Origin of the sequence: Corynebacterium sp. CTNIH16 (genome assembly GCF_032821655.1) — a bacterium.
Taxonomy (GTDB): Bacteria; Actinomycetota; Actinomycetes; order Mycobacteriales; family Mycobacteriaceae; genus Corynebacterium; species Corynebacterium marquesiae.
In genome coordinates, this window is record NZ_JAVBIG010000008.1 from 64921 (window position 1) to 77061 (window position 12141).

The window sequence follows — 12141 nt, forward strand, 5'->3', positions numbered from 1 at the left end:
TCTATAATTGACGTACAACCCGGTTCTAAGGTGGCAGATTTCCGCGTTTCCGTCGGCCTTCCCTATGCCACCTCAGGCGCCCCAGCCGCTCCGGGCACGATTAAGGAGAATTAACCTATGGGAATCCCAGATGACGTAGTACTCGATGGATATACCCTCATCGAACAACACGCAATCGACCACGAGTTCTTGCTACGCGGCTCTCCGCTGGGCACCGAAACTCCCCTCCTCTTCACCCTGACCATTGCGGGCGTACTGCTGGTTGCGGCGAGCTTCTTTCTGCGCGGTGGCGCGCGGGTTGCCACCGGCCTGGTGGGCGCGATCCTCACGCTAACCAAGCTCTGGTGGATGCCCTTCGCGCTATGGCAGCAGTTCGACGACGGCCAAGTATTCGGCTACACGCTCAAGTACTTCCCGCAGTACTGGCCGGCAGCCTCCATCATCGTTGGTGTCATTGCGTTCATCGGCCTAGTCTCCGCCATTTTCCGTCGACCCTAGCCGGCCCCGCCCCCAGCAGGAGCTAGCCGCCAAGCACTGCAATGGCGATGTGCACCCGGTTAGTGCCATCGATCTTGGCCAGGATGTGTTTCATGTGCGTCTTGACCGTGGTCAACGAGATGAATAGCTGCTCGGCAATCTCGGCGTTGCTCAGTCCTTGGGCCACCAGCTGGGCGATTTCATTTTCGCGCTCGCTCAGCTCGGCCAGCCCGCTGGGCTGAATCATCTCTTGTTCCGGCTGCGGCGGCGTGTCCGCCAGCCCCACCAGGTTCCTTAGTACCTTCGGGCTGAGCTGTTGCTGGCCTTGGGCCGCCGCTCTTACCGACGCCACCAGCGCCTCCGGCGCCGTCGTCTTCAACAAGAAGCCCACCGCCCCAGCGCGCAGGGCGTGCAGGATGAATTCGTCGGTATCAAAGGCGGTGAGCATCACCACCGGGATATCACGCGCGCCGGCGAGCGAATGCAGCTGCGCCGTCGCCTCAATGCCGTCCATGACCGGCATGCGGATATCCATCAGCACCACGTCCGGCTCCTCGGCCAGGATAAGTTCGATGCCTTCCTTGCCGTTGCCGGCCTCGCCAATGACGCTAATGCCCGGCGCGCCTTCCAAGATCATGCGCAGCCCGTGGCGCAGCAGCGGCTCATCATCGACGAGCACCACCCGAATCTCACTCACTGTATTTCCTTCCTCGGCAGGCGCAGCGTCCACGAGAAGCTTTCTTCCTCGTCCTTTACCTGCAGCGATCCGCCCACAACACTAGCGCGCTCGCGCATGCCGACGATCCCATACCCGCCGCTGTGCACGCTGCCCTTCTCCCCAGCCTGGGCTGTGGGGTTAGACATGGTGATAGACAGGGCGTCGGCAAGCGTAGCGATGGTGATGGTGACCGGCTCGCCCGGTGCATGCTTGCGGGCGTTGGTCAGGCCCTCCTGGACCGCGCGGTTGAGCGCGTGGCCGGCCATGGTGCTCAGCTCTTCCAGCGATTGCGGCCCCGCGCCCGCCTGGTAGCGCACCTCCACTTTCATGCCCGCCTGGCGGGAACGCTCCACCAGAGATTCCACGCCCTCGCGCGGATCTATGCGCCCCTCACTGCGCAGCGAGTGCAACGCCTCGCGCAGATCTCCCACGGCTGCCTCGGCTTCATCGCGAATCGTACGCGCGGATTGCCGCGTCTCTTCCGGATCTAGGTCCTTGCGGTAGGCCAGCCCACCTGCGTAGACCGCAATCATGCTCAGCCGATGCGAGAGCGTATCGTGCATATCCCGCGCAATCCGGTCGCGCTCTTCCTGCCGCGCAAAATTCTCCCGAGTGGCCATTTCCTCGTGTGTGAGCTCCGCCTGCGCCTGCAGCGCAATCGTGCGCTCTTTTTGGTTCGAACGAACCAACCCGACTACTAGAACGACTACTGCTGGGAGGATGTAGCTAGAGAAAAATCCCAGCTTCCCGGGAGCACTAAGCCCTTCGCTTCGAGATAAATCGAGAGTGACCAGCTTCGAGGCCACCATGGCCGCACATACCGTCGCCATCCACAACCGGCTCCGGCGCGAGGCCACAGAAAACGCCGCCATAAATACCGAGGGGCGGGGCTCAGCAATCGTCACCGTCGCCGAAATAATGGTTGCGGCTACCAACGCGCTGCGCGGGCCAGGCTGTGCGCTGCGCGGGTCACGCTCCCGCGCAGCATGCCGGAGAGCAAAGGGCAATAAGATCCACGTTCCGATCGTCGCCGCGAAAAGAATAAACAGCCTTTCGGGCGATCCGTCGCTCTCGCTCACGCGGACGGATAAGACGGCAAAATCGCCTAGCACTGCCACCGCCGCAATGATGAGCTTCCGCCACAGCGGGCGCCGGAGCATCTCGTCGGATTTTCGGAATAACTTCATAACGCGCACCAGTCTAAGCCGACCCGCCGCCAGCGCGGTATCCCCCGCAGGGAGGATTCTCCGGCGTTAGCCGCGCGCCTCTAAGACCATAATGGCGATGTGCACGCGGCTCGTGCCGCCGATCTTTTTCAAAATGTGCTGCATATGAGACTTCACCGTGGCCATGGACACCACGAGCCGGTCGGCAATCTCCTGATTATTCAAGCCCTGGGCCACCAGCTCGGCGATTTCCCGCTCGCGGGAGCTAAGCCTACCTAGGTGGTTGCGGGCGGTGCGGGCGTGGTGTGAATGGGCGTCGGAAAGCGCGGGGCTTTGCATGCCTACCAGCTTGTCGACGACCTGCGGGCTCAACAACGGCTGCCCCGCCGCAGCCGCGCGCACAGCCGCCATGAGCGATTCCGGTGGCGTCGACTTGAGCAAGAACCCGGCCGCCCCGGCGCGCAGGGCCCGCAGGATGAAGGAATCGGTATCGAAGGCCGTGAGCATGATGATCGGCACTGTGTGGACGGACAGAATCTTCTCCACTGCTGCGATGCCATCCATGACCGGCATGCGAATATCCATCAGCACCACATCGGGCTGCGCGTCGAGCACGGTAGCCACCGCGTCTCGGCCATTGCTTGCCTCGGCCACGACCTCGATATCGGGCGCGTTGGATAGCAGCAGGCGCAGGCCGCTGCGGACTAGAGCCTCGTCATCAACGAGCACTACGCGCAGGGCATCGGCCATCATGCTCCCTTTCCCACTGGTTGATTCCACCGCGCGCGCCACATTTGTGACGCGACGGGCGTATACGCCACTGTAACCGCCACCACTGCCGCAAGCGCTATCGGCACGATTCCCACATGGCCGGCCACTACGCCGTTGAGGAACGAAGGCACGAGAATATCGTTTAGCTTTTCGAAGAATTTGGGGAAAAATTCGATGACTAGCGTGGCCGCAATGAATGTCAGCGCAGTCTGCAGGAGCAACGTCCACAGACTTATCCGGTGCAGCTGCTTATCGATGTCCGGCTTCCCCACCGCCGCAAACATCACCCTCGCGCCTTGCCCGCGAAACTCCGGCACGACGTAACCGCGGCGCTCCACCAGCTCGACGCGGTCTGTGTCTTCGGGCGCGTTATCGTCGCTGTGCCCGCGCAGGAATTCCACGCTATAGGCCGAGTCATCGGTATCGGTATAGCTGAGCTTGCGCGAAGTTCCGTCAACGGTGGAGGTAAAAAGACTGCGCTGAAAGTCTAAGTATTTTCCCGTCCACCCCTCACGGGCCGTGGTTTCTTCTAGGTCGATGCGCATGAGCCCGTATTCGGGATGGCGCAGTTGCCAGCTCATCTCGCTCATTGCGCAGCCTCCTTGTGCGTTAGCGGTAGCTGGATACTCCAGCCGAATTCCTCGCCTTCCTTTCCTTTCGGACTTCCCTGGTTAGTTGCGATGCTCATGCGCCCGCCGGAAAGCTCCACACGCTCGCGCAGGCCCACCAGTCCGTACCCACCTGAGGTGTCCGCGCCGTAGCCCGTGTCGGCTCCTGGGGTCTCGCGCGGCACTGGGTTTCGCATCTCGATGTCCACCGCGCCGGACGTCTCGCGCACCGTGATGCTTACTGGCTGGCCGAGCGCGTGCTTGCGTGCGTTCGTCAGGCCTTCTTGTACTGCGCGGTGCACGGCGTGCTGCGCCATCGTGGACAACCCAGTAAAAATATCCGGGCCGGCACCGTCCGCGTAGGTCACCGTCACTTCCGTGCCGGCCTCGCGCGCGGCCGCGACCAGCTCCTCTAAGCCGCTGCGTGGATCCTGGGAAAGGTCTTCGCGCAAGGCGCTTAGGACGGTGCGCAAATCCTCGACCGCGTTCTGGGCCTCCGTGCGGATGGTGCGCGCTGCGTCTGTGAACTCGGCCGGCACGCCCTCACGCGGATAGCTCAACGCACCCGCATGAATGGCCACAAGGCTCAGCCGATGCGAGAGCGTATCGTGCATGTCCCGCGCGATATTCTCGCGCTCCTCTTGCCGCGCGCGTTCTACCTTGGCACGCATCTCTTCGCGATTCATCCGGGCTTGTTGTTCCACTCGCCACCGCTTTTCGCGCAGATTGGCGCGCTTTTGGCCCACCAATAACCCCGCGACCATCACGACCACGACGAAGATGGCACCAAACCACCCGATCTCGTCCCAGCTCATATAGGGGTTGAAGATGGTATCAATCGCAAATGCCGCCACGAAGCACGCCACTGCGGCCACCGAGCGCGAGGTCGAGCGGCGCGAGACCATGGAAATAAAAGCCACGAGGCCACTAGCCGCGCCAAAATAGGAGCTAGACCCCAGCAACACGATGCAGCCAGCGATGAAGCTGCGGGTGGAGCCGGCATAGTCGACGTCGGAAAGCTCGCGCGGCTGGTGCTCCAGGGCAAAGGGCAGGGCGATAATCCCCAGCACGCCCACCGCAAACCCGGTGCAGATATAGGGCCCATACTCCGCAAACGACGGCGAATACTCCTCAATGTCGAGGTTCATCAGCACCATGCCGATGAGCCAATTCGCCACCGCGCAGGCAGCCACAATGCCCGCCGTGCTCCACTTCGTTCTGATCATGGCCTCAAGCTTAAGCCGGCGGCCATAGTCCCTAGGGATGAATTATTTTTGCACCCCGGCCGCATCGCGCATGGCCTTCGTCTGCGCGGACGGATGCTCATTTTCGGTGGCTAGGCGCTCAAACGCCACGGCAGCCAGCGCCGCGGACTGCATTCCCAACACCGAGTCATCGAAACGCATCATCGGCGAGTGGTTCCACTCGCGCTGATTTTCGGGCTTGTCCGGATTGGCCGTGCCCATCCACATAAACGTGCCCGGCACCTGCGCGAGGACATAGCCGAAGTCCTCCGAGGCCATCATGGGGGCGTCGAAGGGCTGGACGTTCTCCGCGCCGAACATCTGACCCCACAAAGTGGCGGCGAATTGATTCTCGCGCGGATTGGTCTTGGTGGTGGGGTACAAAATCTCGAATTCCACCTGCGCGGTACAGCGGTGCGAGGCAGCGACGGAGCTGGAGACCTCCGTAATCATCTGCCGCACGGCGTCGATCTTCTCATCGCGCAGTACGCGCACCGTAGCGCCCAAGGCCGCACGCTCCGGGATGGCGTTATACGCGCCGTCTCCCGCCCACAGGTTGGTCACGGTAATAACGATGGGCTCGAGCGCATCGAAGCGGCGGGTCAGTGCGGTCTGCAAAGACATCTGAATCTCCGCCAGCGCCGCCACCGGGTCGATGGCATCGTGTGGGCGGGAGCCGTGCCCGCCCTTGCCCAGCACAGTAATGGTCAGGTTGGATGAGCTAGCCATCATCGGGCCTGGCACGTAGTGGAAGGTGCCGCGGTCCTGCGGGCCAACGTGGAGGCCGTAGGCGGCAATGGGGCGTCGGCCAGCGGCGTCGAGGACGCCCTCTTCAATCATCGGCAACGCGCCGCCTGGGCCCTCTTCCCCGGGCTGAAACATAAAGGTGACATCGCCGTGCAGCTCCTCGCGGTGCTCGCACAGAATCCGCGCCGCGCCCACCAGTCCGGCGGTGTGCAAATCGTGGCCGCAGGCGTGCATATAGCCATTCGTCGAGGCAAACGGGCTGCCGGTCTGCTCGCGTACTTCGAGTGCGTCCATGTCCGCGCGCAAAAGCACCGACACCGGCCGCTCGCCGCGCTGACCGCCGCGCAGCACGGCCACCACCGAGCTCAGATCCTGGCCCACGTGGATCTCCAGCGGTAGGCCCTCGAGCGCTTCCAGGACCTTCTTCTGCGTGCGCGGCAAATCCAGGCCGATTTCCGGATTGCGGTGCAGGTCGCGGCGGAAGTTCTGCAGCTCCTCGAGCATCTCCTCGCCCATTTCCTGGAAGACCTCGGTGGCCATCCGCTCGCCAATGCGCGCCCGAGTCACCGGCAGGGGCGGCAGCTGCTGAGCCTGGCGCGGCGCGGCCAGACGTCCGGGGGTGGTGGGGCGAATCCGCTTGGTCGGGTCAGTCATGGGGGCTCCTTTTCTCGCTTTCGCATTCGAGGGTACCGCAGGTTATCCACAGGCCGCCGAGCGGGTTCGGGGTTGGTGTGACAGGTGGGGCGAGTTATCCACAGGCTGGCGTGGGTGGGCTACCACGGTCTTGCGGGGTGACTTAGGCTCACCGGCATGACCCGCTTGCAGGACTACGCCCGCCAACTTAACTCGCCGATGGAGCTTCTCGGCGAGGTCTCTGGCGCGCGCGAGGCCGACCTGCGCCGGCTGGGGCTTCCCCGTCAGGAGGCCCGGAGCCTGCTTGCGCTTGCCGACGTCTACTTTGGCCCCACCTCCTTCACCCGCCGGCAACGCTCGTGCCGGGCGACCAAGCATTGCTTGGCGACGTTGAAGATCATTGAAAAGTACGTTTCGCGCACGAGATCCAAGCGGGATGCGTGGGCGCTGCGCGCTGAATTATGCGCGACCGACCAGGACGTGGAGTGGCTCGCGCGCACGCGGTTGAAAGAGCTCTATCCGCCGCGACAGCCGGAAAAGGGCGTACGGATGACGCGGCGCAAGGGCGGCCCGTCGACGCTTTCGATTACCGGTGATTCCGATTTCATCGCTGACCTGCACGCCAGCATCAATGAGGAAAAGCCGCTTGATTCCGTAGAGAATATCTTCTTCCGCGGCGGGGCTACGGCGCGGCCTACTGCCACGACGAATATCATCATCCAGCTCGATGAATTGGATGAAATCCTCGACGGTGGAGGCGAGGAAATTACGCTGCGGTTGACCAATGGGGCCGAAATCAGCGGCGCCAAACTGGTGGAAAAGCGCCTTGCCGACTGCGGGCTCGTCACCCTCGTTCATCCTTATGAGGGAGCGGTAAACCTGTATCGCACCTCGCGGCATGCCTCGGAGAAGCAGCGGCTCATGGCGGGCGCGGAAAACCCCACCTGCCCGTGGGCCGAGTGCAACTATCCGGCAGATAAGTGCCAAATCCACCACCTGCAGGCGTGGAAGCACGGCGGCGAGACCAATATGGCGAATCTCAGCGTGGCGTGCCCGTATCACAACGGCGTCAACGACGACGATCCGCACGCGCCGCCGGTGCGCGGCCGGTTAGAGCGCCGGCAGGGCCGAATAGTCTGGGTCCCGCCTTGGACCAATTCAAGCTGAACGCCCTGCCTCGCTATTTACGAACTCAGCTCACCCTGCACAGTTTTCGCATATACTGCAGGGCAGCGAAGCTTGCCTAGGCTTGGAGGAGCGAGCGGCCGAAGAAGTCGGAGTCGTCGGCAACGCCGGGCAAAGCATAGAAATAGCCGCCGCCGTAGGGGCGGATATAGTCCGCGAGCGGTTCGCCCTCGAGGCGTTTTTGCACCGTGATGAACTGACGCTCTAAGTCCTGCTGGAAACAGATGAAGACCAAGCCGACATCAAGGGTGCCGTTGTCACGCACTCCGTTGTCATAATTATAAGCGCGACGCAACATGAGCTGGTCGGAGGTTTCTGGCGTGCGCGGATTGGCGAGGCGAATATGCGCATCGGTAGGGATGACGTCACCGGTGGCATCGTCGAGGTAGTTCGGCTCAGCGTACTCGTCACCACCGGAAAGTGGGCCGCCGGTAGCACGGTCGCGGCCGAAGATTTGTTCCTGCTCGGCAATGGAGATGCGATCCCAGAATTCGGTATACATAGCAATCAGGCGAACCACCATATAACTGCCGCCGGCGGCCCAGTCTGGCTCGTCCGCGCCGGCCCACACCAGCTTGTCTTGATCCTTTTCGGCCGGATTGACGATGCCATCTTTGAACCCAAGATGATTTCTTTGGGTACCAGAAGGCCGCGGCTCGTTCATATAGCCGTTTTGGCGCCAGCGCACGGCGACGTCGCCGCGGGTGTGCCGAAGGATATCGCGCAACGCGTGAATGACGGTATCGTGCTGATCGGCGCAAATCTGCAAAGCTAGGTCGCCGTGGCACAGCTCGTCCTTCAAGGTGTCATCAGCGAAAGCCTGCATAGAGCTCAGGTGGCTAGGCTTGTGGGGTTTTAGGCCAAAGCGGTCGTCGAAAAGCGAATCGCCCACGGCAAGGGTTATGGATAGACTATCGGTGGGAAGCTTTGGACCCAGCTCGCCGGAATCACCGGCGGGATAGGCTATGCCATCGGCCGCGGCGGCTCCGCCGGTGGTAAGAACGCGGGCGCGCTCGGTGATGGTACGAAACAGCTCTTCCAAGCGCGATTTTCCTGTGAACTGTATGTCGAGGGCGACGACCTCGGAATACTTTTGGGCTGGGTTGACAATGCCCTGCTGGTGCTCGCCATGGAAAGGAAGACCGAGGGGGTCATCCGCATTGGTGCGCGGCGAAGACACAGCGGGGTCGACCGAAGAATCCTTGCCATGCTTTGAGGAACCGAAGGAGGAACCAGCAAAGCTTGACTGCGCGTTGGCGGCCGCGGCTGGGCCGGTAAGCGCGGCGGTTGCAGCAAGGCCAGAGAGAAAGGAGCGGCGGGAAAAATTAAACGGGCAGGGCACTAATCCATCCTTCTAATAACGGTCATCGTGGCGACTGGGGCAAGCAACTCATTAGCACGGGCAACGGCCGACTGCAGGCGCATCCGATCCTTTTGCGACCATTTGTCAAAAGCGGTGTCATACTTTTCATCGAATTCACCGGCGATCTTGTCGAGCTCATCCAGCTGGTCATAGATTGGCGCGGTATCCAACCCACGGCCCTCAACGAGGGAGCGGACGGCATCCAGTGTCAGCCGAGTGGAAGTAACATCGCCGCGCAGCGCGGTGGGCAGAGCATGAGCGCCGAAGTCACGCTCGCCACGCATGTCGAAGCGCTCAAATTCCTCCATCACCTCGTGGGTGCGCAGGCCGTAATCGGGTGCGGGAATGGCGAAGTGGGAGGTCTCGAGGGCACGGGCGGTTTTATCGACGGCGTCGGCAAGCGCGCGGGCAGGCTTGGCCGCATCCTTGACAGGACGCTTGGACCACAGCAGCTTTTCAACCTCCGCGTACCCCTCCAAGTCCGGCCCAGGCCACATTTCGCTGGAATCGTCGAAGGAGCGGTAGGTCTCGAGATAATCGAGGTAGGCCGCTCGGGCGGTGGGACGGTCTTTAGAGGTGGCATCGGCAAGAGCATGAGCCTTTTTCTGCAGCTCAGGAACGCGCTTTTTCTGCGCAGCTGCCTGCTGGATAGCAACGGCTGCGACCTCGCGGTCAGTAATAGGAACCATCTTGGGGGCTTCGGTGAAGGTGGAACCAGTGACCGTGAAATCATCAGACTTCACGGCCGAATCATTGTGGAAGACACAGGTGAGGTGGTAGGTGCCGTCCTGCAGCTTCGGGGCCCACGCGCGCTTGGCTGGAGTACCCACGCGCTCTAGAACTTGGTAGGCATTGCCCGCATCGTCTGCAACGTAGACGGTAAGCGCCAGTCCAGAGGTGTTATAGACCTTCCACTCCGCTTGCCTCTGGACTTTGTCGGGGGTAGGGCACGAATACACGTCGCGCACATTTAGCTGCGGTTCTTTCGGCTTCGCGCTTTTGCTTGTCGACGGCGCCGCCGACTGCGAGTCTCGGGAGCTGGAGCCGAAGGAGCTTAGGGAGCTTTGGGCTACAGCATTTGGGGATACGGCCGCGATGGCAAGCACCGCAGCCGTGGCGATGTGGAAGGTCTTCATGGGTTAGAACGGGAGGTTAGGCAGTGGTGGGAGCTTGAAATCCTGCAGCTTTTTCAGGTCCAAGCCGGGGTGGCCATTCATGTACCAAGCTACGATGCCAGCGCCTACGCCTAGGGCAGTAAGGACGGCCGCAATGACGCCGCCCTTGGAAGAACCAGCAGAAGAATTGGAGCCCGAGTCGGCAGGCTTGTTCGTGTCAGGCCGCGGCTTGGACTCTTGGTGCAACTTAGTGATGGAAGGCACGCCCTGTTCAGTAACCTTCGGGTCATTCATGTCCTCAACAACGTCCTTGAGGTTAGTGCCAGCGCGAGAGGAATTATCCACCTTTTCGATAGATGCGTAATCCTTAGCAACGGTGCCATCGGTCTCGTTCAGGAAGAGCTTCGGTGCCTTCTCGCCGGCGTTGAAGTCGAACATGTTGTTCAGCTCTCCGGCACGCTCGTCAAAGGCGATTCCACCCAGGCGGCCGAGGCCCCAATTGTCCTGGATGAACTTAGTGACGGAGGTCTGCTCGGTGTAGGTGGAGTCGATGTGATTGGTCTTTGCGTACGGGGAAATGACCAACAGAGGCTGGCGGGTGCCTGGACCGCACTGGCCATGCTTATCGCCGGCAACGCCTACCTTTGCTGCGGCGGCGGTACAGATTTCCTTGTCCTGATGCGGGTCATTGGAACCATTGCGGATTTCTGGGGCCTTGTGGTCGTACCAGCCATCGGAGTCATCGTAGGCGATAACGACCGCGGTGGAATCCCACTCTGGGGAATTTTGCAGCTCATTGATGTAATGGGTGATGAAGGCCTGCTCGTCTAGCGGGTTGGAGTAACCGGCGTGTCCGTCTTGGTAGTTGGCAGCCTTCAGGAAGGACACGGCCGGCAGGTTGCCCTGCTCCAGAGCGGTATCGAAGTCCTGCAGATCGTACTGGTGGTTGGCGCGGTCAGTCTTGCCAATCATGTCATCGCTCGACGGCGCCAAGTGGTGCGGATTCGCGGTGGAAGCGTAGTACTGGAACGGCTGGTGGTGCGGGTTATAGTCCGTCTTGTTCTGGCCGGTCAGCGTGGTGTGGGAGGCGCCGCAGCGTGCGCGAGCGTCGTCTGTAGCTTCCTCGGTTGGCCGGAAGCCGCCTTGGAACCAGCCCCAAGTGACGTCCTTGTCATTGAGCTGGTCACCGATGTTCTTGGAGTGCATCGCGGTGACCTGGTTGGTGCCGGCGGAAGAGTTATTCGAGCAGTCGTCGTAAAGCGGATCTGGGTCGCCGACAACAGTGGCGGTCTTGCCATCCTCAGATACCCCAGCGAGGGCGTGGTTCTTGCCAGGTTCGATCTTCTTCTGCTCGCCCGTGGCTGGGTCATGCATGGTACCGCCGGCCACAGTTCCGGAAATCAGATTCAGCGCGCCTGGGGTGGATGGGCCGAAGATGGTGGAGTAGCTATTGTCGTTCATCGCGAAGTTCTGCGCATAGTTCCACATACCGGTGACGGTATTGCCGTCGTAGTAGCCCATGGTCATGCCTGGGACGGCGTAGTAGCCGTTGGAGGATTTATCGATGTCGGTAGACACGGTCTCCGGGAACTTGTCCATCTTGCCGCCGTTGTACGCGGCCTGCTCATCGCCGTAGTGGTGGTTCTGGTCCGTAGTCACTGCATGGTCTGGCCCGATGCGGAAAGGTTTGACGGAGTTGGGGTTCTTGTCCCCCATTACGCCATCATTTTCGAGGTTTTTCGCCTTAGGGGTGTCTTTCTTGGCGGTGAATTTCGGGGCGTCCTTCTCGCTTCCTTGCAGCTTTTCGCCGTCCTTGTTTAAGGCATTCGGATAGGTTCCGAAGTAGTGGTCGAAGGAGATATTCTCCGAGTAAATGACTACAACGTGTTCAATCGGGGTGGTGGTGGCCGCCTGGGCGATGCCGGGGACGAGTGAAGTGGTGGCGGCTGCGGTAGCGCAGACGGCCACAGCGCGAGAGCGAAGCTTCATGAAAAATCCAACCTTGGTCGAGAATTAGCGGGGCAGGTCGAAAGTGGCTGTGGCTCACCGGCGAGTCATCGGTCGCTTTCGAGTCGAGATTTAACGCCGCTAAAACATAAACCGCAACTAGTTTA

The 12141-nt window shown here is 61.4% G+C and carries 11 protein-coding genes; 2 read left to right on the top strand and 9 right to left on the bottom strand.

Going from position 1 to position 12141, the window contains the following annotated elements:
- The first annotated feature begins 117 nt into the window (after window positions 1-117).
- Entirely contained in the window at window positions 118-498 is a 381-nt protein-coding gene (locus RAE04_RS08325) for a hypothetical protein (protein ID WP_317027054.1), read from the top strand.
- A 22-nt stretch (window positions 499-520) separates the two neighbouring features.
- Here RAE04_RS08325 and RAE04_RS08330 read toward each other — a convergent pair whose 3' ends face one another.
- The 6 genes from RAE04_RS08330 to RAE04_RS08355 form a co-directional block, all read right to left on the bottom strand.
- Window positions 521-1174, bottom strand: a complete 654-nt coding sequence (locus RAE04_RS08330; protein ID WP_287556291.1) for a response regulator transcription factor — start codon at window positions 1172-1174, stop codon at window positions 521-523.
- On the bottom strand, window positions 1171-2382 hold the full coding sequence (locus RAE04_RS08335) for a sensor histidine kinase (RefSeq protein WP_317027055.1): 1212 nt from the start codon (window positions 2380-2382) through the stop codon (window positions 1171-1173). Before RAE04_RS08335 ends, RAE04_RS08330 begins: the two co-directional genes overlap by 4 nt.
- Window positions 2383-2448: 66 nt before the next feature.
- Window positions 2449-3114 (bottom strand): response regulator transcription factor, encoded by a 666-nt coding sequence (locus tag RAE04_RS08340; RefSeq protein WP_317027056.1) that lies wholly within the window; start codon window positions 3112-3114, stop codon window positions 2449-2451.
- Complete coding sequence (locus RAE04_RS08345) at window positions 3111-3722, bottom strand: hypothetical protein (protein ID WP_317027057.1); 612 nt, start codon at window positions 3720-3722, stop codon at window positions 3111-3113. The genes RAE04_RS08340 and RAE04_RS08345 overlap by 4 nt, the downstream gene beginning before the upstream one ends.
- Window positions 3719-4966, bottom strand: a complete 1248-nt coding sequence (locus RAE04_RS08350; protein ID WP_317027058.1) for a sensor histidine kinase — start codon at window positions 4964-4966, stop codon at window positions 3719-3721. Before RAE04_RS08350 ends, RAE04_RS08345 begins: the two co-directional genes overlap by 4 nt.
- A 42-nt stretch (window positions 4967-5008) precedes the next feature.
- Window positions 5009-6385: a M20 family metallopeptidase gene (locus RAE04_RS08355; RefSeq protein WP_317027059.1), complete on the bottom strand. Its 1377-nt coding sequence runs from the start codon at window positions 6383-6385 to the stop codon at window positions 5009-5011.
- Window positions 6386-6541: 156 nt separating this feature from the next.
- On the opposite strand from RAE04_RS08355, the gene RAE04_RS08360 reads away from it, so the two are divergent.
- Window positions 6542-7531 (top strand): HNH endonuclease signature motif containing protein, encoded by a 990-nt coding sequence (locus tag RAE04_RS08360; protein WP_317027060.1) that lies wholly within the window; start codon window positions 6542-6544, stop codon window positions 7529-7531.
- A gap of 76 nt (window positions 7532-7607) precedes the next feature.
- On the opposite strand, the gene efeB is transcribed toward RAE04_RS08360, so the two are convergent.
- The 3 genes from efeB to RAE04_RS08375 are packed head-to-tail and all read right to left on the bottom strand — an operon-like array spanning window position 7608 to window position 12016.
- Complete coding sequence (gene efeB, locus RAE04_RS08365) at window positions 7608-8891, bottom strand: iron uptake transporter deferrochelatase/peroxidase subunit (protein WP_317027061.1); 1284 nt, start codon at window positions 8889-8891, stop codon at window positions 7608-7610.
- Window positions 8891-10048, bottom strand: a complete 1158-nt coding sequence (locus RAE04_RS08370) for an EfeM/EfeO family lipoprotein (protein ID WP_288211637.1) — start codon at window positions 10046-10048, stop codon at window positions 8891-8893. Before RAE04_RS08370 ends, efeB begins: the two co-directional genes overlap by 1 nt.
- Before the next feature lie 3 nt (window positions 10049-10051).
- Window positions 10052-12016, bottom strand: coding sequence for an alkaline phosphatase family protein (locus tag RAE04_RS08375; protein ID WP_317027062.1), 1965 nt, complete (start codon window positions 12014-12016; stop codon window positions 10052-10054).
- Window positions 12017-12141 lie beyond the last annotated feature (125 nt).

Coding starts and splice junctions, on each gene's coding strand:
- RAE04_RS08325 (WP_317027054.1), top strand. CDS start 118: ATGGGAATCCCAGATGACGTAGTACTCGATGGATATACCCTCATCGAA.
- RAE04_RS08335 (WP_317027055.1), bottom strand. CDS start 2,382: ATGAAGTTATTCCGAAAATCCGACGAGATGCTCCGGCGCCCGCTGTGG.
- RAE04_RS08340 (WP_317027056.1), bottom strand. CDS start 3,114: ATGATGGCCGATGCCCTGCGCGTAGTGCTCGTTGATGACGAGGCTCTA.
- RAE04_RS08345 (WP_317027057.1), bottom strand. CDS start 3,722: ATGAGCGAGATGAGCTGGCAACTGCGCCATCCCGAATACGGGCTCATG.
- RAE04_RS08350 (WP_317027058.1), bottom strand. CDS start 4,966: ATGATCAGAACGAAGTGGAGCACGGCGGGCATTGTGGCTGCCTGCGCG.
- RAE04_RS08355 (WP_317027059.1), bottom strand. CDS start 6,385: ATGACTGACCCGACCAAGCGGATTCGCCCCACCACCCCCGGACGTCTG.
- RAE04_RS08360 (WP_317027060.1), top strand. CDS start 6,542: ATGACCCGCTTGCAGGACTACGCCCGCCAACTTAACTCGCCGATGGAG.
- RAE04_RS08370 (WP_288211637.1), bottom strand. CDS start 10,048: ATGAAGACCTTCCACATCGCCACGGCTGCGGTGCTTGCCATCGCGGCC.
- RAE04_RS08375 (WP_317027062.1), bottom strand. CDS start 12,016: ATGAAGCTTCGCTCTCGCGCTGTGGCCGTCTGCGCTACCGCAGCCGCC.